Raw genomic sequence first — 20,267 nt, forward strand, 5'->3', positions numbered from 1 at the left:
GATTGATTCTGAAACTTAATTAAAAATGAGTCGTCTAAATAAAGACGACAACATAATCCTGAACAGATTACGGAGTTTCAATCATCAAATCAAAAATCAATCACTGGTTTACTAACCTTAATCATCAATCAATATGAAGCAACCAATCAAACTAGTTGTTCTTAGCGTTCTTTTCCTTTTTTTCGCTATAAACATCTCTTCCGCACAGGACAAAGCAAAACAAATTGACCAACTTTTAAGTACGTACAATCAATACGGACAATTTAATGGTTCGGCACTGGTTACCGAAAATGGAAAAGTCATTTTTAAGAAAGGATTTGGTTCAGCCAATATGGAATGGAATATTCCGAATGAGCCTAATACCAAATTCAGATTGGGCTCCATCACCAAACAATTTACCGCATTTTTAATCTTAAAATTAGCCGAAGAAAGTAAAGTAAAACTGGATGTTCCTATCACTACTTACATACCGGATTACCCTAAAGAAACCGGCGATAAAATAACGCTTCATCATTTGCTTACACATACGTCGGGAATTCCAAATTACACTTCTTTACCTGATTTTTTCAAAGATAAAAGCCGAAATCCTTATACACCTGAAGAGTTTGTCAAAACGTTCTCTAATTTACCGCTTGATTTTACTCCGGGTGAAAGATTCAGCTATAGTAATTCCGGATATTTCCTTTTAGGATATATTATCGAAAAAGTTACCGGAAAAACATACGAGCACTATTTGCAAGAGACCATCTTTACGCCATTGAAGATGGTCAATTCCGGCTATGATCGCCCCGAAGTCCTCTTGGAAAACAGAGCTGCCGGTTATGAGAAAAACGCCAAAAAAATTAGTAATGCTTCCTATATCGATATGAGTATACCTTACGCAGCAGGTTCTTTATATTCTACGGTGGAGGATTTGTACCTATGGGATCAGGCGCTTTATGCCAATAAAATACTTTCTGCGGCATCAACAGAATTATTATTCAAACCTTACATCAGTACAAGAAAAAATGAGTCTTACGGCTATGGATGGGTTGTCAGCGAAAAAAACAAAGGAAAAGATGCCGCCCAATTAAAAATTGTTGAACATGGTGGTGGAATCAATGGTTTTAACACCAATATCGTTCGTATTGTAACGGATAAAAATCTAATTGTTTTACTCAACAACACTGGCGGAACTGTTTTGGATGAAATGAGCAATGCGATCAGAGCCATTTTGTACAAACAATCATTCAACCAGCCGAAAAAATCTTTGGCGTTTGAGCTTTTGGATGTTTTTACAGAACAAGGGGTTACAAGCGGAACGGTTGCCTATGCCAAATTAAAAAACGATCCTACTTACGCTATCAAGGAAAACGACATGAATGACGTGGGCTATCAACTTTTACAAAAAAGAAAAATTAAAGAGGCGATCGAGATTTTTAAAATAAATGCCGCTTCTTTTCCAAAATCTGGAAACGCGTATGATAGTTTAGGAGAAGCCTATTTGGCTGATGGAGATAAAAAACTTGCGTTTGAAAATTATTCCAAATCAGTTGAACTGGATCCGACAAATGAAAATGGAAAAAAGGTATTGGAAGAAATTTCAAAAGACAAAACGAAATAACTTTCATTCGACTTCTTTAAAAAAATCCTCTAAAACTGATTCTCAATCAGTTTTAGAGGATTCTTTTTGTTACAATTTCTAACAGTAGGATTCGATAATTTAGCATTAAAAAAACTATTTTAGCACTGCCCAAAAAAACAAAATTAAAACCTCAAATCAACCTGATTTACAACAAAATTGTTGTAAGCTGCTTACTTAACCTATGAAAAATTTAAAGACACAAACTCTTTTAATGTTAGTACTATGCCTGTTTATTCCGCTTATCGGTAATTCTCAAACCGCTGGCAAAACAGTCCCAATGCCTTCTCAGCAAAACAAAATAATAATTGATAAAATTGTGGAAGCTGCAAATTACAAAACCTATGTTACCGATTTTTGCCTGGCGACCATCAGCGAAGCTGCGCTTAAAGAAAAATGGAATGATCAAAAAACAGTTGAAATAACCGAGAGTATTAACTATAAAAACTTTCGTGATGCTGTTTATAATATGTTTGCTTTTTATAATGAAATAGAATTAGAAACATTATTAAAAACCTACCAAAAAGATATCGTATATCAAACTACAAATGTCATGGTCACTAACGATGCACTTGGCTACAATCTTGAAATATTTGCGAATGATATTGCTCGGGGGAAGTATAAATAGGTACTGAGGTTCTGAGATTCTAAGTTGCTAAGGTTGCAATCTTTGTCAAAGCTTAAACTTTGCAAAAAACCCACTCCAAGACACTTTTGCGTTCTTTCTCATAAAAACGCAAAAGAAACTTTGTGCTCTTTGCGGTAAAACCAGTAATCCTAAAACTAAAAAAACTATTTTCCGGCAGGTATAAGTGAAAAGTGAAACCTGGAACTTGAAACTTGAAACTTGAAACTTGAAACTTGAAACTTGAAACCAAAAGCATTACTTCGCTTTTGGTTTCAAAACTAGTTTGGTTGATGTTTTAATAATTTCCTTTTTATTCAATTTCATTTTTCTGAATTTTCCGGCATTGTACATTTCTACCTGGTCGTCGTAATGCTTACTAAACGGATTACCTGATTGTCCGGTTGGTAAAATACTCCAGCTGTTTTCGATATCTGAGAAATCAATAATTCTTCTGGTTGATGGTCCGCCTTTTACGTGATACTTCCCTTCTTTATTAAATCCAAAAAACTGGTTGTTTATTACCTCGTTTGATCCGGGAGCTGCAAAAGGTCCTACATTAAACAGTCCACGTAATGCAGCTACTTTTCCCAGAGGATGTTCATGCTCTACGGTGTGTGCTTTCCCCCAATGCCAATCTGCTACCTTATCGCCCAATTGTTCCTGAAGCCCTGCTACAGCTTCATGAAATGATTTTGAAATAATATCACTTCTGGTTTCTTTTACATTTTTGGTTTTGATGTTATCCCACCAAACGGAGTTTTCCTTTTCAATTTGTCTTGCAATAATTTGTTTTCCCAAAGAGGTATCAAGATATAATCTAAAATTATCATCTCCCATTTCATCTTCGAAAGTATTTTTTAAATATAAATAAACCCATTTATTATAAATCGTTGGTCCAACATCTTCCAGATTATTGGTTCCTTTCCATGATTGTAAAAAGTTTATCGCTTCTTTTTCTTCTGCTGAAAGAGAACTTCTGACTAAAGCCGAAATCAGATGTTGCACTACTCCTGGTGAAACGGGTGAGGTGTTATCAAAAATCATCTTACTGATTGCGTCTTTGTCCCAATCTGATTTTGCATCCATCAAACCAGAAATTCTTTTCGCACGATCTTCCGGTAAATAATAGCCCGGATATAAAAATCCATCAATGGCTTCAGGCTGATTATTGGCTGAATACACATAACCCCATTTTGGATTCTCGGCAGAAGGGTTTTTCGAGAAATCTAAATATTCTTTAATATCATCTTTGCCGCTCGCTCCATCCAAAATAAGAAATGTATTTACTCCTTTATCGTGTTTGTAAAGTGCCCCTGTTGCCCACCATGCCACATTTCCTTTGGCATCACCATACATCACATTCAAACCAGGTGCGGCAACCAGCGAAACTGCTTTTCTAAAATCGTTTTTATTTTTAGCATGTGAAAGCCCGTAAACGGCATCTAAAATCTGAATGGGCTGCTGTGTATACACCCACGACATTGCAATAGGATTCTTTTTATCTAAATGATCCAGTACATCATTCATAATCGGCCCATGTCGGCTTGATTTAACAGTCAAAACCACATCTGAAGTATCTTTTACCTTTATCGTTTTTTTCAGAGATGTATAAGCAGCAAAACCTGTTGGTGTCTGATATTGATTGGAGTCATCACTTTTATTCTTTTCCTGATAAAAATCGATATCATCATTTTCAAACATTGTGAGTCCGTAAGCGTAATTACGGTTGTGCGCTAATAACGGATAAGGTGTTCCGGCCAGATAACAGCCGTACAACTCAAAATCCGGTGTTACTAAATGCGCCTCGTACCAGGTTCCTGGCTGCGAAAAACTAATATGGGGATCGTTTGCAAAAATTACTTTCCCGCTTTTGGTTTTAGTAGGTCCTGCCACCCAGCTATTACTTCCCACAAAAGGAGGTATCGGCGAGTTATCCAGTAATGCTGCTACCGACTTTGAAATAGCGGTATATTCTTCTATGTTTTCCTTGGAACTTCTAATTTTCGTGGTATTAAACTCGCCTTCAATCCCTAAGTCTTTCAAATATTCGACACCATACTTGTCTCGAATAAAGGTTAATAAAGGATCTGTTTTTTGAGCCATGGCGAAACTAAAAGACATGTATCCAAAAATATTGTAAACGTCTTTTATGGTGAATTTTTCTTTTTTCACGCCTACTAGTGTAAACTCAACCGGAGTTGGTCCTTCTTCCAAATATTGGTTTATTCCGTCCAGATAGGCCATCGTCATTTTATAACTCTGACTGTTCGTATCTAATTTTGAAATAGCTTTTGCAGAAGCTTCTTCGATACCAATTCCGGAGAAAAACTTATCATTTTTTAGTGCAACCGATCCAAAGATTTCCGACAATCTTCCGGGTGCAATTCTTCGAAGCAATTCCATTTGCCATAATCGTTCCTGCGCATGGACATAACCTAGTGCTGTCATGGCATCTTTTTCAGAATCGGCATAAATATGGGGAACTCCAAAATCATCAAAATACACTGTGGTTTCCTTTTGGAGATTTTTCAATTCGACTTCGCCTTCATACTTAGGCTTCAAATGAAAAATGTAAGCGCATAAACCGATTCCAAGAATAACGATCAATACCAATAGTACCAGCAGAATTTTTTTAATTTTTCTCATATTTATGAAACGTATAAGGATAAATGATTTTGAAATGATATAACTTAAATTTAAAATCGTGTAAGAAACATCGCTTTTAAAAGTCTAAATTTATGTATTTAAAATCAATCCTATAAATGTCAATCTATAAAAAAATAGCGATCGGTATCATTTCAGTCTTCTTTTTTGTGATTTTACTCAATATTGGTCTTAATATTTGGATAAAAAAACAATTACCTATTATCGTAAACGAGAAAAACACAACCGCTTATGCTATCCATTACGAAAAAATAAAAGTGTCACTCTGGTCCCGAAGCATTCATGCACAAACGTTATTAATTCATCCCAAAAGCCAACTTCAAAACAGCAAAGCAAAAAACGGAATCTACTCTAAAATCGAATCGATTACGATTCAGCATTTCAACATTTGGGATCTGGCATTCCGCGATGTTATTAAAGCCGAAAGTATCATCATCAACAAACCCCGCGTTATTCTGTACAAAAAAGGCGAAAACCTTTTAAACAACAGTAAAAATATTAAGACGGAGATTATAGAACCTTTTCAAAAGATAGTTGCGGTTTCTAATATTTATTTAAATGAAGGAAGTGTCGATGTGGTCTCTCTCACCAATAACAAACCTTTTTTTAGCATCAAAAAAATCGTTTTAAAACTCGAAGGGATTTTGGTGACGGCAGCTACCTTAAAAGAAAAAATCCCGATGCATTTTAAAAAATATGTTCTCATATGCGATAGTCTGTATTATAAACCCAATGCCTTTTATCGTATGAATGTTGGCCGGATCACTACCGAAAATCATTTTTTAAGAATAAAAAACTTTTCGTATTTACCTGAATTTAATAGAACAGAATTTGTTCAGAAACTAAAGAAAGAAAAGGACATTTATACGATAAAACTGGATTCTGCCGATATTGAAAAAATGGACTGGGGTTTTAAAAAAGAGCTCTTTTTCTTTAAAGCCAATTCGCTGGTTGTCCATCATGCAGAAGCCAATGTGTATCGCAACAAAACTCCAAAAGATGATTTGAGCAAAAAATATCTGTACAATGCCTTGCTGCGAAAAATTAAATTCCCTTTACAGATTGATACGCTTCAGATTTTAAAATCAAAATTGGTTTACGAGGAAGAAATTAATTTTTCAAAAGGCCCCGGAATCTTAAATTTTGATCGTTTAAACTTGCAGGCTACCAATCTCAAAAGTGGTTTCGCATTGAAGAAGATGGCTGATGTAAAAATAAAAATCAATTGTTTGTTCATGAAAACGTCTCCTTTGAATATTGACTGGAGTTTTAATGTGCTCGATGAAAAAGACAGTTTTCATATTCAGGGAACCATTTCTAATTTTGATGTTGTTGCAATGGAGCCGTTTACTAAACCTTACATCAATACTTCATTTACAGGAAAATTCAATAAATATCATTTTGATTTTTACGGAAATGACAATACTGCCAAAGGAAATGCTTCATTAGATTATGAAGATCTAAAAGTGAAATTATTCAAAAAGAAACATCCTGAGAAAGAAGCTAAGTTAAAAACAGCAGTTGCTAATTTATTACTGAAAAATAACTCCGGGGAAAAAACCAAAACCGCCGATGTTGAATTAGAACGAATTCAGGAGAAATCATTCTATAATTTTTTATGGCGAAGCATTGCAGAGTCTTTCAAGAAGATTCTCATTTAATGTGATGCGTTTTTCGTCACGCTTTGTTTTCTTTCGCCACAAATTGCACAAATTAGCCTATCAACTATTCTTAATGACAAATTTTGTGAAATAAGAAACTGCAAACCTGACAATTATCAGGTTTTTTGAGAATTTTTTTCCTAACATTTGCTTTTATTTTAATCTAAAAGCAAATGGCAAAACCATCCTTACACACTTTTCATATCCCTGTAATGGGTCTCGCATATACAATTGACAGCCCAATTCGGGTGGCGCAATTTGGTATTTCATCTGTTGTTTCTATTGCTGATGATGATTTAATTGAAAAGATGCGTAATTTTTACAGTACTAAATTTAATTTCCCATACGAAGAAATAAGCCAAAAATTTCAGGACTACAGGGCACAGCGCATCACCTCTTACCTTAATCTAGTAGATAAGATTGTAAAAGACAAATTCGAAAATTTTAAAGCTGAACTAATCGAAAGTAAAACCGCATTGGAAAACTACATTGCGATGTTGCCGAATACTTCAGACATCAAAAAAGGCTTTCAGAATTTACTCGACGACGGGATTTCTTTCAAGGAAAACATCCAAAATTACATCGAATCTCATCTTTCACCCGGTTTAATTGATGTAAACATCATGACCAAACTCGATAAAGATAATTTCGAAAAAAACGAACAGCTACCCATCGAATTTAATGATGCCCATGCTGCTTTAAGGGGGTTTGCAAATAGCAATCTTGAATCTTCGGTTGTACTTTCAGCAGGAATGAATCCGAGATTGTATAGCTATTTTGAAAATTTTTCAGATTTTTTCCCTAATAGCAAAAATGAGCTTAAAAAAAGAATTATTCTAAAAGTAAGTGATTTTAGATCGGCTATGATTCAGGGAAATTTCCTGGCTAAAAAAGGCCTTTGGGTTTCTGAATACAGAATAGAATCAGGACTGAACTGCGGCGGACATGCTTTTGCAACTGACGGTCTTTTATTAGGTCCTATACTAGAGGAATTCAAGCAAAAAAAGAATCAACTTATTCAGTCAGCACATGAACTGATGACAAAGGTATTACAGCAAAAACAAGTTCATACGCCTGAAAATCCATTACCTCTAAAAATCACAGTTCAAGGCGGCATAGGAACTGCCGAAGAACATGATTTTTTGCTACAAAATTACCAGGTAGATTCTGTAGGATGGGGATCTCCTTTTTTATTGGTTCCCGAAGCTACATCCGTAGATCAGGCAACCCGCAATTTGTTAATGAAAGCGAAGGAGAAAGATTTGTATTTAAGCCACATTTCTCCACTGGGTGTTCCGTTTAATACTTTGAAAGGCACAACAAATGAAATTCTAAAGCAAAAAAGAATCGAGCAAAATAAAGCCGGAAGTGCCTGCCCTAAAAAGTTTCTGGCACTGAGCAAAGAATATGATCCACATGGGATTTGTACAGCATCTAAAAAATTTCAGGATATTAAATTAGAAGAATTAGCGGCGAAAAAAGATACTCTTTCAGCTGAAGCTTATGAAAGAGCTAAATTTGCGATCACCGAAAAGTCCTGTTTGTGTGTTGGATTGGCCAATGCATCTTATTTAGAAAATGATATTAAAATCAAGGGGCAGCCACAGGGTGTGGTTATCTGTCCAGGACCGAATATGGCCTATTTTGATCAAGAAGTTTCCCTGTCAGATATGCTGGCACATATTTATGGAAATAAATCAATCCTGAGAACCAATAGCAGGCCTAATTTATTTGTGAAAGAATTGAAAATGTATATCGAATATTTAAAAAATGAAATCAATACTGTTTCAGGAGAGATCACGAATGCACAATTAAAGAAATGGAATACTTTTAAAGCCAATCTCTTTGAAGGAATCGCCTATTATGAAGATTTATTTGAATCTACCTTTTATTTTCAAAATGATATAGAAAAAATTAAATATCAATTCGATTTTTACAAACTGGAACTGGCTACAATAAAAGTCCCAGTGACTGAGTTGGTATAAAGAAACCGCCGATTTAAATTTTAAATCGGCGGTTTTATTTTGAAATCTTTTTTATTCTTTTTTCTTCTTTCTGCCATCAATGATAGCTCCGGTTCCGGCGCCAACACCTGCTCCAGCCAAACCGCCTATTATAGCTCCCTGACCTTTTTTCTTACTAACGATGGCTCCTGTCACTGCTCCCACTCCTGCACCAATTACAGCACCTTTCGCAGTAGAACTCCAGCCTTTCTTCTTAGTTGCAGTTTGTGGCGCTGTTGCTGTACCATCAGCTTGTTGATGCACCACTACAACTTTTTGAGATGCTATTTTTTGAGATGCTACCTTTTGCTCTTCTTTGATCTTTGCCATTTCTGTTTTCATTGAATCAATAACTCTTTGTTTATTAATTTCAACTTTCATCGAATCAATACTAGCTTGTTTCGCTTTATTAATATCTTCTTTTCCCTGATTCTGACAAGAAATAATAGATAATGCAGCTATTAAAATACATAAGGCTTTCATGATTGTGGTTTTAAAAGTTATTACACCACAAAGTAAAGGACATCTATATGGTTGAAGTTACAAGATTTAACTCAAAGCTTATACAATTTGAAGATTTTAAGTGGTTTCCGATTTTGAGAAGACCAATTATTTTTTATAACACTCTTAAAGAAAAATCGCCAAGATACTAAGTTGCGAAGTTATATTTAGCCACAGATTATAAGGATTAAAATGATTTTAAAAACCTTTTGAACCTCTTTGAATATGGCGTGAATTAAAAAACCCTGCGACTTAACGTCTTGGCGAGATTATATTTTAGCTTATTTGCCTAATATTCCTTTTTTAAGTATTTGTCCAAAATCGTACATGTCTTCATACGAACAATACAATGGAACGGGTGCCAGACGAATTACATTTGGTTCACGCCAGTCTGTTATAACACCATTTTTCATCAAATAATCAAACAAACTTCTTCCTTCTCCGTGTAAAAAGACTGAAAGCTGGGAGGCTCTTTCGTCAGGATTTGAAGGCGTTATGATCTCAAAATTACCTTTTACTTCCTTATCTATTTCATGTAAAATGAATTCTAAATAGGCGGTAATTTTGTCCCTTTTTGCAATTAAAGTATCCATTCCAACCTCAGCAAACATTTCAACGGAAGCTAAATAAGGCGCTAAAGAAAGTATCGGTAAATTACTAATTTGCCAACCGTCTGCTCCATGAACGGGATCAAAATTTGGTTCCATTTTAAAACGACGTTCCTTATTGTGTCCCCACCATCCTGCGAATCTTGGCAAGTCGGGATTATTATGGTGTTTTTCGTGTACGAAACAGCCAGAAGCATTTCCCGGTCCTGAATTCATGTATTTATAACTACACCAGGCGGCGAAATCTACATTCCAATTGTGAAGTTCCAGTTTGATATTTCCTGCAGCATGTGCTAAATCCCAACCTACTTTTGCTCCGGCTTTTTGTCCCGCAGCCGTAATTGTTTTCATATCAAAAACCTGCCCGGTATAATAATTTACCCCTCCTATTAACACCAAGGCCAATTCGTCTCCAACTTCTTCAATTTTAGCTAAGATATCTTCAAGACGAATATTGTGTTCTCCATCACGGCGTTTGATTTCTACAATCGCATCTTCTGTTTTATAACCATGAAAATGTACCTGACTCTGAAACATATACTGATCTGAAGGAAATGCTTTTTCTTCACAGATAATTTTATAACGGGTTGCCGTTGGCTGATAGAAAGAGACCATCAACAAATGAAGGTTTACAGTCAAAGTATTCATGACCGTTACTTCAGAAGGTAAAGCTCCAACAATTTTACTCAAAGGTTCAGCAAATCTTTCCTGATAATCCCACCATGGTTTTTCGGCATAAAAATGACCTTCTACCGCAAGATCTGCCCAGTCGTTCATTACTTCATCAATATAAGCTTTGGTCTGTTTTGGCTGTAATCCTAAAGAGTTTCCAGTAAAATAAATTACTCTTTTGTCATTAACTTTTGGGAATATAAATTGGTCCTGATAGTGATTTAAAATATCCTCTGAATCAAGTTGTTTCGCGAATTCGCGTGTATTTTGAAAAGTCATTGCGTTTGTTTTGAATGCTAAAATAACAAAAATTGTTTATTTTGTTTCAAGTTTCAGGTTTCAAGTTACCAACAGCACCTGAAAGTTGAAATCATTATAAAATAGAAAACCCGACAGGTTGTTAAAACCTGTCGGGTTGAATATCTCTATAGAATCTAATTATAGGATTAACATTGCATCTCCGTAAGAATAGAATTTGTATTCTTCTTTGATTGCTTCTTCGTAAGCTCTTTTCATTAAATCATGACCACAGAAAGCAGAAATCATCATTAATAATGTTGATTTTGGTGTGTGGAAATTTGTAATCATACAGTTAGCAATACTAAAATCGTGAGGAGGAAAAATAAATTTATTAGTCCAGCCTTCGTAAGGATTTAAAGTATTTTGAGATGAAACTGAACTTTCGATGGCACGCATAGAAGTTGTTCCAACAGCACAAATACGTTTTCTTCCTGCTTTTGCTGCATTTACGATATCACAAGCTTCTTGTCTGATGATTAATTCTTCAGAATCCATTTTGTGTTTCGACAAATCTTCAACCTCAACCGGATTAAAAGTTCCTAAACCAACGTGAAGTGTTACTTCTGCAAAATTTACTCCTTTAATTTCTAATTTTTTCAAAAGGTGTTTTGAGAAGTGTAAACCCGCAGTTGGTGCTGCTACAGCTCCTTCTTCTTTTGCGTAAATGGTTTGGTATCTTTCAGCATCTTCAGCAGTTACTTCTCTGTTGATGTATTTAGGAATTGGAGTTTCTCCAAGTTCTGTCAATTTATTTCTGAATTCTTCATAAGATCCATCGTATAAAAAACGTAAAGTTCTACCACGAGAAGTAGTATTGTCGATTACCTCGGCCACTAACGAATCGTCGTCACCAAAATAAAGTTTATTACCAATTCTGATTTTACGAGCCGGATCAACCAAAACATCCCAAAGACGTTGTTCTGAATTTAATTCTCTCAATAAAAAAACTTCAATTCTTGCTCCTGTTTTTTCTTTGTTTCCGTACAAACGTGCCGGGAAAACTTTAGTATTGTTAAGGATCAAAACGTCTCCGTCATCAAAATAATTGATAACATCTTTGAACATTTTGTGCTCTATAGTTTGTTTTTGACGATCGATTACCATTAAACGAGACTCATCTCTGTTTTCTGCTGGAAATTCCGCTAAAAGTTCTTTTGGTAAATTAAATTGAAAATGTGATAATTTCATATTGACATTGCTGATTTTAGAGTGTAGATTTTAGATTTTTTATCTAAAATTGTAAATCGTGTGCAAATATACGATTGTGAGATAGGCGTTGTCAAGTGTTTTGCCGTTTATTTTTAAAAGCCCTTGGTTTACTGACACTTTGAGTTGCTTAAAAATGAAAGTTTTATCTTTTTTTTAACGATATAGGAAATCACAGTCACTTTAATCCGGATTCCTTAAAAATCAACGTCTCTTTAAGCTAATTAAAGTCAAAACTAAATGCACAAAAAAACCTCCAGTTTCAACTGGAGGCTATTCAATATATGTTTAACCATAAAATGAACTTCTATTTTTTATAGGGTTTGGACAATTTCAAAGTCTAATGCTTTCAAATCATTCCAGAAATCAGGATATGATTTTGAAACTACTTCGGCATCCTCAATAATAATTGGCACTTTCAAAGCCAATGGAGCAAATGCCATTGCCATACGGTGGTCATTATATGTTGCAATTTTCACATTGTGCTTAATGTTTTCTGATGCCGTCAAAGTCAAACTATCATTCGTTACTGAAATCGTAGCACCTAATTTTGTAAGTTCTATTCGCAACGCTTCCAAACGGTCAGTTTCTTTAATCTTCAAGGTATGAAGACCTGTCAAATGACAGCCTATTCCCAAACCTAAACAGGTTACTACGATGGTTTGTGCAATATCGGGAGTATTGTTTAATTCAAAATTTACGGTTTCAAATTTAAAATTCTCTTGTTTTATCAGCGTCATTTTATTATCCTGAAAAGTAGTTTTCACTCCTAATTTTTCATAAAGCGACACTAATTCCGAATCACCCTGCAAACTATTTTCTTTATAACTGCTCAACGTTATTGAAGCAGTATCAGCCAAAGCTACCAAACTAAAGAAGTATGAAGCCGAACTCCAGTCCGATTCCACTACCATTTCTTTAGAAGCTACCTCAGCTTTTGGGTATACTTTAATCACATTTCCTTCAAAACTCGTTTGGATATCTAAATCGTTTAGCAAAGCCAAAGTCATTTTGATATAAGGAATCGAAGTGATTTCACCTTCTAAAGTCAGTTCCAGACCATTCTCCAGTTTTGACGCCACCAATAAAAGTGCCGAAATATACTGACTGCTTACATTGGCTGCCAGAGTTACTTTTGAAGCGGTTACTTTTTTTCCTTTGATCCGAATTGGCGGATAGCCTTCTTCTTTTTCATAAGAGATTTCAACTCCTAATTGTTCCAAAGCTTCTACCAGGATCTTTATCGGACGCTCCTGCATTCTGCTGGAACCCGTCATCACTACTTCTCTTCCTTCATTTACTGCAAAATAGGCGGTTAAAAAACGCATGGCCGTTCCAGCATGGTGAATGTCTATAATTTCATCATGGCCGATTAGCGCTTTTTGCATTACCTCACTATCATCAGAGTTTGAAGTATTAGCCAAAGTAATATTTGGAAACAATGCTTTTAACAACAATAACCGGTTGGTTTCGCTTTTTGATCCTGTTACTGCAATTTGTCCTTGTAAATTATGTTGAGTTGTTTGGAGTAGTAAATTCATTATAGGTAATTAAATTATGCGTTTTTGCAAATTTATTTTAAATAAAGGACACTCCAAAGCTTTACAGTGACTTATCACATTATTTTAATTTATCGTTGTTTTTATGACGATCCTTATCGCGAACTGATTTTAAATCCATTTTTTTATCAAAAGCGGCTTGTAAATCTATTCCGGTTTGATTGGCCAGACAAAGCACTACAAAAACAACATCGGCCAATTCTTCGCCAAGATCTTTATTCTTATCGCTTTCTTTCTCGGATTGTTCCCCGTACCTACGGGCAATAATTCGGGCAACCTCACCTACTTCTTCAGTAAGCTGAGCCATATTGGTTAGTTCATTAAAATAACGAACACCATGTTCTTTAATCCAGGTATCTACGTCTAGTTGTGCATTTTTCAAATCCATAGTTATATTTTTTTAAGAACAATTTTTTCGTTTTGACTTAAGATCATTTTACTGAAAAAGTCTTTTAATCCGCTATAATGATCTACTGCAAAAATAGTATTGTTAATTTCTTTTGAACTACTTATTTGAACTTTATTTCCGTCGTTAGCAATATTTAAAAAATAAACAATCTCTTTATCTTCAGATGAAATTCTAACCGGCGTTGGCAATGATTCTACAACATATCCTTCTGGAATTTCTATACTTAAATTGAATTTTTCATGAGTTGGATACCCCAAACAAACCGGCATTTGACGCACTTCCTGATTAAACGGATTTTTTGTTCTGGTAAAAAATAACAAAGGATTTATAAAAATCTTACCTCCAATAATTTCAACTCTATTATCTGTAACTAAAGAAAAAGTTTCTATAACCGGCTCCGAAAAATTAGCTTTTCTGTTCTCAATTTTATAATCTGATATGCTCAAATCTCCTAATTGACTTTCCAATTTTTCAAGATAACTCTCTTCAGTTTTATTAGCATTTTCAATTCTAAATAGATAGGCTTCATAATCTGATCTTTGAATTCTGATTTTACCTTCGATTTTACCCTGATTGTCAATTTTAACCAAAATATTCGAAAAATATTTTGAAGCATTGGTTGGCACTAAATTTATTTCTTCTGAAGTTCCATCATCCTTAATCAATCTTCCTCGCCAGTTTAAAACATTTAAAGGCAAAATTCCCGGATAAGTAAATTTGTTGGTTGCATCTAAAAGGATTTGTTTCCCATCGATTTCAGCAGCGGCAATAACATAATTAAAACCTGTTCTTGTAGGATAAACCGGCACACCGTTTTCGGTTGTACTTATCAAAACAGGATCTACATCTATCCCTGCCAATTTCAACATATTAATTAAAATAAAATTGATCTCGGCTACATTTCCGGTTTGATCTGCATATGCTTTAACAATCCCTTTATCTGTATAATAATCATTTTTTTCATTCCAGTTCATTTTACTCTGAACAAATTTAAAAATGATATTCAGTCTTTCATTTTGCGACTCGACATTGGTTAGTAATCGTTTAACATCTTCTAATAAAAAGTTTTTTTCATTTAGTTCTTTCCCGAAGCTTTTATCTTTAAAAATTGTAGTCGTGACACCTTCCCATGTTAATGCATAATCTTTTACAGGTTGATCCGGATAACGTACTCTTTCTAACTCATGTTGAATGGAACCTCTATAATTATTGATATTATCTACATAAGGTTCATCTGTTAAAGCCGGAATATCCTTACCCAAATAAAAAGCACTAATTTGATTGTACGAAAGCACGGCTGATCTATTATAATCATCATTAAAATTCTGAGTTTTGTTTGTAAATTTTGCCCCTGTTTCGACTTTATGATTTCCGATCAAAATAGGTTTATAAATATAATATTCCGGAATATCTGTTTTATACTCAAAATAAGATACCGGAATTTCATATTGAAAATCAAAATCGGGCAATCTGACAATATTTTCAGATTTGAGAATATATTTATATTCAATAATAGAGCCTACTTTTACGTTGGGTAATGTTATCGTTTTTTCATTCCAAAATTGATTTACTTTTTTCTTGAAACTTCCTTGATTGTCTAGTTTTGTTTTTACAATCGATCCGTTTTCCAGATTATATGTTATAGCATTCGAAAACTCTAATCTATCATCGCCCAGACTTTCATAACCAATATAAAACCGAACCTTCTGATCAGCCCACTTTAATCCTTCTGTTTTGTAAATTTTAATTTTAAATTCATACACATGATTTGCTGTAAACCCTTTGTCTTTATTGTAGGTAAAAAAAGTTCTCGCTTTTTTAAACAAAATTGTCGCTACTGCTGCTGTATCCTTTGGATTTGTTTTTTCTTTTAATTCAGCAATAGTTACTTTTCCAAGCTCATAATTTTGAGCTTTAACTTTTAAAACTCCAAAAAACAAAAGAAAAACTATTACTAATTTTTCAAACTTCATTTTTATATTCTTTTTAAAACAATTTTCTCTGTTTCTTTCGCGATCATACCTTTATAATATTCTTTTAGCATTTCGTATTGTTCTGTTGTAACGATCGCTGCATTGATTTGATGCTGAATAGTGATTTGTAAAAGGTTATCGTTTGCAGCAATATTAAACTTAAAGGTCCCTAAGTTGTCCTGCATATTAATAATAGCTGGTGCAGGTAACGTTTCTGCTGCAAAACCTTCAGGAATTTGAAGTGTAATATTGTATTTATCCATAAATGGAAACCCAAAATCTACAGGGTACTCTCTCACTTCCTGTTTAAAAGGATTTTCGTTATTTGCAAAAAACAACATTGGGCTTACATATATTTTCCCACCTATTACTTCACATAAATTGTTTCCTGTAAAAGAATACGTTTCAACAATAGGCAATAAAATATCTTTTTCATTGGTTTTTGAGTACTCGCTGATTTCAATCTTGTTGTTTAGATTCTCCAGTTTTTCTAAATACTCCTCTTCTTTGAGACTCGAAATATTACTTCTGGTAATCATCGCATTATAATCTGTACATTGTCTTCTGGTTTTTCCTGTGACTTTTCCTTCCGGATCAATAGTATAATTCATAAAAACAATATCATTTGATGTTTTCTTGGGCATCAAGTCTACTTCTTCTGAGCTTCCGTCTTTTCGAATTAATCGACCATACCAGTTTAAAGTTCTTAACGGTAAAACACCGGGAGTGGAAAACTTATCAGAGGCATCTAATAAAACATTCCCATTTGGAGTTTCCACCGCTGCAATTACATAATTAAAAGCAGTTCTGTTTGGAAAAAGTGAAATCCCGTTAGAACGTGTACTAACTAATACCGGATTTGCTGTCAAACCGGCATAACGCAACATCGCTGTAAGCATTAAATTGATATCGGCAATATTTCCTGACTTTTCTTTGTAAGCTTTCCTAACACCACTGTCGCAAATATAGCCACTATAGTCATTCCACTTCACATTAGCCTTTACGTAATTTAAAATAGTTAAAATTTTATCCTCTGGAGTGTTTTTCCCTACCAATATAGCTTTTAGATCTTCTTCAAAATATCCCGTTTTGTTTAATTCCGGGCCAAAATCATCATATTCGTAAATGGTTTTCACAACAGAATTCCAATCTGTCGAATACATTTCTAATTGTGCATTTGGGTATTTTGTCATTGATAATTCATGCTGAATACTTGACGTGTAATTATCGATATTATTCACAAAAGCCTCCTCTTTAATAGCTGGAAAATCTTTTGCCACATAAGTGGTGCTGGTTTCCTTATAATCAATTTTCTCTCCAGAAGGATTAGTTCTTGTTGTTCCCGATACACTTCCTACGGAGATGCTTTTCTTATTTACCAAAATTAAGGATCGAGGAATTGTCTCTACCATAACTTTAGGAAAAACATACCCTTTTTGTTTCGTATTAAACACGTAATACTCCGGAACAAAGGTTTTATATTCAGAATAATTTACCGGAATACTGGTTTGAAAATCCCATTCTCTGATCATTCTGTCGCTCGGATTTCTAATTGTATAACTGAATTCAATAACAGAACCTTCCTTAACATTAGGCATCGTAATCTTCTTTTGCCCTTTAAATTTGTCGACAATTTCATCAAAAGTTCCGTCACTTTTTAGCTTGGTTTTTTCTATTTTACCATTGACTAAATTATAAGTCACTGCGTCTGAGAAGGTAACTCTTTCCTTAAAGCCAGCTGCATAATAATACCAAACCTTTTGATTTGCCCAGCCATATCCTTCTTTTTTATAGATCTTAATTCTGGTTTCGACTTCAGTCACAGTAATAAAACCTTCGTTTGAATCATACTGTATACTAGTCTTTCCTTTTTTATACAGAATAGCTGCTACAGCTGATGAATCCTTCGGATGCACTTTCTCTTCTAATTCAGCAACAGAAACTTTTCCTGGTTTAAATTCTTGTGCTGTTACTTTTGAAATAAACAACAATGCAATAAACAGACTAAAAAATTTAATAAATTTCATTTGGTTAGTTCTTGGTTAATATAATTTTGGCGTTATCATTTTTTGACACCTGCTCCATAAAAAGGCGGTAGTCATCGTATTCTTTATTGGAGTATTTTCCTTTATTCAAAAACAGTGAACGTTTGTACAACAGTTTATTGTTTTCTTTTTTAATGATTTCGGTTTTATATGCTCCGAACTTTCCTTTTAATTCGAAATTTGAGGGCAAAAATTCAATCGTAAAACCCACAGGTAAACTAACTTCAATCTCATCAGTGTCTAAATACCCGCGTTGAATTTGAAATGGATTTTTTCTGTTTCGGATTCTTTTTACATTAGCAGAGCTCTGATTAAAGGCATCTACAGCAAAGATCATTTTATTTCCCGAAATTGCAGCATAATTTAAAGCACTTAGCTGAACATCTTCGGTAAAGCGGATCGTTTCTTTGTTATTGCTTAACGTAATTTTACCCAATTTCAGATTGTTGATGTTGTCCCAGTATTCTTTATAGTGGGCTTCTTTTTCGGTCGGTTGAAGTTTCTCAATTTGATGTCTAATCCCATATTGAGAACCTTCAGAAATAATATTTACTTTACCTGAAAAAACACCATTCTCATCTAAAGAATAGTTTCCTTTACTGAATTGTGTATTGTCTTTTGATTCATAAATTTTCGTTCTGATTATTTCACCTCCATTAGGTTTAATTACAATAACTTTTCTATCATCTGTAAAATTTGCCTGATATCCAAAAGGATCATCCTGACTTGTACATTCTAAAAAAACATATTTCTCTTTATCTGGAATACATAAAATAACATGATTCCCTTCTATAGAAAAGAAATCTTCATCAACATCTCTTAACTCCCGATCACCATACAATTCTGTGTAATATGACGGAATTCCTACGACATCTAAAAGTGCTCTTGTATAATTAGATAATGCTTTACAATCTCCATATCCCAAACGATCAACATCTGTTGCCAGCATAGGTTTAAATCCTCCAACACCTAATTGAATACTTACATATCTCGATTTTTCCTGTACATACTGATAAATAATTTTTGCTTTTTTTATAGGATCTGATTCATTCCCTACAAGTAATTTTATTTTTGCTTTAGTCTCCTCAGGCAATAATATAGTTTCTGCTAATATTTTTTCAGAGAACCATTTCCCATATTCTTTCCAATTTTTCGCATTTCCATCAATTCCTTCTAGGTTAAAGTATTCAACACTCATAATCACATTTGGATATAATTCATTGAATGCAGGACTATAATCCTCAGGTTTTTGAGCCAAAACATTTCTTGCGACATATAAAAGTTGTTTATCTGACTCCTCTATTTTTTTAATATCAAAGACTGAAAACTGACTTTCCTTTTTTCTAAATCCAAGGTTATTAGGGTATTTTACATTTAAAACAGATTTTTCTACACTTACATAATAGTTATCTAAAGGATACCAACGTGGAAGAAAAGCTGTATTTGAAGTTTCTTTTTCACTACTATAAACTATGGTAAATGGATATGAGATCGGGGTATAATCTAAATAAATATATCTAGCATCTGAAGCAAGCGTAGATCCATCAACGGCACTTACGTCTTTAAAATCTTTTCGTTTTATTTTTTTTACCTCGTTACCAGATGCGTCATAGACAATTGCCTCAATATTTTTGACAGAGCTTCTTTTGTTGTAATTTTCAAAGGCATTAATCGCTCGCATTCCTTTTTCATTTAATACCGTAACAACTCTCATTGTTTTGACATTCATGCTTCGTTGCGACAAAATCACCATTTCAGTCTCATCCAGACGAACAACTGCATTGGCATTTTCTTTAAGACTATCGGCAATTGCAGCCACAGCATATTCGCTTTTTTGAGCGGAAGAAATAAGGGTAAACAGGCAAAAAAACAACGTAAAAACCAGGCTTTTCATTTAGTAAGTAATTTCGCCAAATATATATTATTTTTAGAAATCCTTAACATTCGTCTAATTTTTTTTTAATCTCTGTTTTTACTGTCTATTAAAATAGTTACCGGTCCATCATTCAAGAGATTAACTTTCATATCGGCACCAAAAACTCCTGCTTGTATTTTTTTATTAAATTCCTTTCCTAAAGACTTTAGAAAATTCTCATACATTGGGATAGCAAATTCCGGTTTTGCAGCTTTTATATACGAAGGACGGTTTCCTTTTTTAGTTGAAGCGTGAAGCGTAAACTGGCTTACTACAATAATATCTCCATCGATATCCTGAACCGAGCAATTCATTACATCATTTTCGTCTCCAAAAATTCTCATTTTAATGATTTTCCCCACCAGCCAATCAATGTCCTCCTGATTGTCTGCGTCTTCAATTCCGAGCAGAATTAATAACCCTTTTTGAATGTCAGCCACTTTTTGATGATCGATTGTCACTGACGCCTGGGAAACTCTTTGAATTACTACTTTCATTATAA

General features: G+C 34.2%; 14 protein-coding genes. 4 read left to right on the top strand and 10 right to left on the bottom strand.

From position 1 onward, the window contains the following. Positions 1-133: 133 nt before the first annotated feature. Positions 134-1,603, top strand: coding sequence for a serine hydrolase (locus tag OGZ34_RS02445; protein WP_263362025.1), 1,470 nt, complete (start codon positions 134-136; stop codon positions 1,601-1,603). A gap of 202 nt (positions 1,604-1,805) precedes the next feature. Continuing rightward, a complete protein-coding gene (locus tag OGZ34_RS02450; protein WP_263362026.1) occupies positions 1,806-2,249 on the top strand; it encodes a hypothetical protein in 444 nt (147 codons plus the stop codon). Positions 2,250-2,504: 255 nt separating this feature from the next. Here OGZ34_RS02450 and OGZ34_RS02455 read toward each other — a convergent pair whose 3' ends face one another. Further along, entirely contained in the window at positions 2,505-4,895 is a 2,391-nt protein-coding gene (locus tag OGZ34_RS02455) for a penicillin acylase family protein (RefSeq protein WP_263362027.1), read from the bottom strand. Between the two features lie 116 nt (positions 4,896-5,011). Between OGZ34_RS02455 and OGZ34_RS02460 the strand changes: the two genes are divergently transcribed. Both OGZ34_RS02460 and OGZ34_RS02465 read left to right on the top strand, forming a co-directional pair. Continuing rightward, a complete protein-coding gene (locus tag OGZ34_RS02460) occupies positions 5,012-6,574 on the top strand; it encodes a hypothetical protein (protein WP_263362028.1) in 1,563 nt (520 codons plus the stop codon). A gap of 173 nt (positions 6,575-6,747) precedes the next feature. After that, a complete protein-coding gene (locus OGZ34_RS02465; RefSeq protein WP_263362029.1) occupies positions 6,748-8,559 on the top strand; it encodes a hypothetical protein in 1,812 nt (603 codons plus the stop codon). 51 nt (positions 8,560-8,610) lie between these two features. Here OGZ34_RS02465 and OGZ34_RS02470 read toward each other — a convergent pair whose 3' ends face one another. From OGZ34_RS02470 to dtd, 9 genes are all read right to left on the bottom strand, one after another. Next, positions 8,611-9,060 (bottom strand): glycine zipper family protein, encoded by a 450-nt coding sequence (locus OGZ34_RS02470; RefSeq protein WP_173965932.1) that lies wholly within the window; start codon positions 9,058-9,060, stop codon positions 8,611-8,613. Between the two features lie 299 nt (positions 9,061-9,359). After that, complete coding sequence (gene kynU, locus OGZ34_RS02475; RefSeq protein ID WP_263362030.1) at positions 9,360-10,637, bottom strand: kynureninase; 1,278 nt, start codon at positions 10,635-10,637, stop codon at positions 9,360-9,362. A 159-nt stretch (positions 10,638-10,796) separates the two neighbouring features. After that, positions 10,797-11,846 (bottom strand): tRNA preQ1(34) S-adenosylmethionine ribosyltransferase-isomerase QueA, encoded by a 1,050-nt coding sequence (gene queA, locus OGZ34_RS02480; protein WP_173965934.1) that lies wholly within the window; start codon positions 11,844-11,846, stop codon positions 10,797-10,799. Positions 11,847-12,178: 332 nt separating this feature from the next. After that, the gene (gene aroA / locus OGZ34_RS02485) at positions 12,179-13,405 is read right to left on the bottom strand and encodes a 3-phosphoshikimate 1-carboxyvinyltransferase (RefSeq protein WP_173965935.1); all 1,227 of its coding nucleotides are present in this window, start codon (positions 13,403-13,405) and stop codon (positions 12,179-12,181) included. A gap of 79 nt (positions 13,406-13,484) precedes the next feature. Beyond that, positions 13,485-13,811 carry a nucleotide pyrophosphohydrolase gene (locus OGZ34_RS02490; protein ID WP_012022600.1) on the bottom strand — a complete coding sequence of 109 codons (327 nt, stop codon included), beginning with the start codon at positions 13,809-13,811 and terminating at the stop codon, positions 13,485-13,487. A gap of 2 nt (positions 13,812-13,813) precedes the next feature. After that, positions 13,814-15,805: a DUF3857 domain-containing protein gene (locus tag OGZ34_RS02495; protein ID WP_263362031.1), complete on the bottom strand. Its 1,992-nt coding sequence runs from the start codon at positions 15,803-15,805 to the stop codon at positions 13,814-13,816. Between the two features lie 2 nt (positions 15,806-15,807). Continuing rightward, complete coding sequence (locus tag OGZ34_RS02500; protein ID WP_263362032.1) at positions 15,808-17,832, bottom strand: DUF3857 domain-containing protein; 2,025 nt, start codon at positions 17,830-17,832, stop codon at positions 15,808-15,810. Positions 17,833-17,836: 4 nt separating this feature from the next. Further along, positions 17,837-19,744, bottom strand: a complete 1,908-nt coding sequence (locus tag OGZ34_RS02505) for a DUF3857 domain-containing protein (protein ID WP_263362033.1) — start codon at positions 19,742-19,744, stop codon at positions 17,837-17,839. 65 nt (positions 19,745-19,809) lie between these two features. After that, positions 19,810-20,262 carry a D-aminoacyl-tRNA deacylase gene (dtd, locus tag OGZ34_RS02510; RefSeq protein WP_263362034.1) on the bottom strand — a complete coding sequence of 151 codons (453 nt, stop codon included), beginning with the start codon at positions 20,260-20,262 and terminating at the stop codon, positions 19,810-19,812. Positions 20,263-20,267: the final 5 nt, after the last annotated feature.

Origin of the sequence: Flavobacterium collinsii, assembly GCF_946903285.1 — a bacterium.
GTDB lineage: Bacteria > Bacteroidota > Bacteroidia > Flavobacteriales > Flavobacteriaceae > Flavobacterium > Flavobacterium collinsii.

Bases quoted from the DNA above. Each gene is read 5' to 3' on its own strand.
- OGZ34_RS02445 (WP_263362025.1), top strand. From the start codon at position 134: ATGAAGCAACCAATCAAACTAGTTGTTCTTAGCGTTCTTTTCCTTTTT.
- OGZ34_RS02450 (WP_263362026.1), top strand. From the start codon at position 1,806: ATGAAAAATTTAAAGACACAAACTCTTTTAATGTTAGTACTATGCCTG.
- OGZ34_RS02455 (WP_263362027.1), bottom strand. From the start codon at position 4,895: ATGAGAAAAATTAAAAAAATTCTGCTGGTACTATTGGTATTGATCGTT.
- OGZ34_RS02460 (WP_263362028.1), top strand. From the start codon at position 5,012: ATGTCAATCTATAAAAAAATAGCGATCGGTATCATTTCAGTCTTCTTT.
- OGZ34_RS02465 (WP_263362029.1), top strand. From the start codon at position 6,748: ATGGCAAAACCATCCTTACACACTTTTCATATCCCTGTAATGGGTCTC.
- OGZ34_RS02470 (WP_173965932.1), bottom strand. From the start codon at position 9,060: ATGAAAGCCTTATGTATTTTAATAGCTGCATTATCTATTATTTCTTGT.
- kynU (WP_263362030.1), bottom strand. From the start codon at position 10,637: ATGACTTTTCAAAATACACGCGAATTCGCGAAACAACTTGATTCAGAG.
- queA (WP_173965934.1), bottom strand. From the start codon at position 11,846: ATGAAATTATCACATTTTCAATTTAATTTACCAAAAGAACTTTTAGCG.
- aroA (WP_173965935.1), bottom strand. From the start codon at position 13,405: ATGAATTTACTACTCCAAACAACTCAACATAATTTACAAGGACAAATT.
- OGZ34_RS02490 (WP_012022600.1), bottom strand. From the start codon at position 13,811: ATGGATTTGAAAAATGCACAACTAGACGTAGATACCTGGATTAAAGAA.
- OGZ34_RS02495 (WP_263362031.1), bottom strand. From the start codon at position 15,805: ATGAAGTTTGAAAAATTAGTAATAGTTTTTCTTTTGTTTTTTGGAGTT.
- OGZ34_RS02500 (WP_263362032.1), bottom strand. From the start codon at position 17,832: ATGAAATTTATTAAATTTTTTAGTCTGTTTATTGCATTGTTGTTTATT.
- OGZ34_RS02505 (WP_263362033.1), bottom strand. From the start codon at position 19,744: ATGAAAAGCCTGGTTTTTACGTTGTTTTTTTGCCTGTTTACCCTTATT.
- dtd (WP_263362034.1), bottom strand. From the start codon at position 20,262: ATGAAAGTAGTAATTCAAAGAGTTTCCCAGGCGTCAGTGACAATCGAT.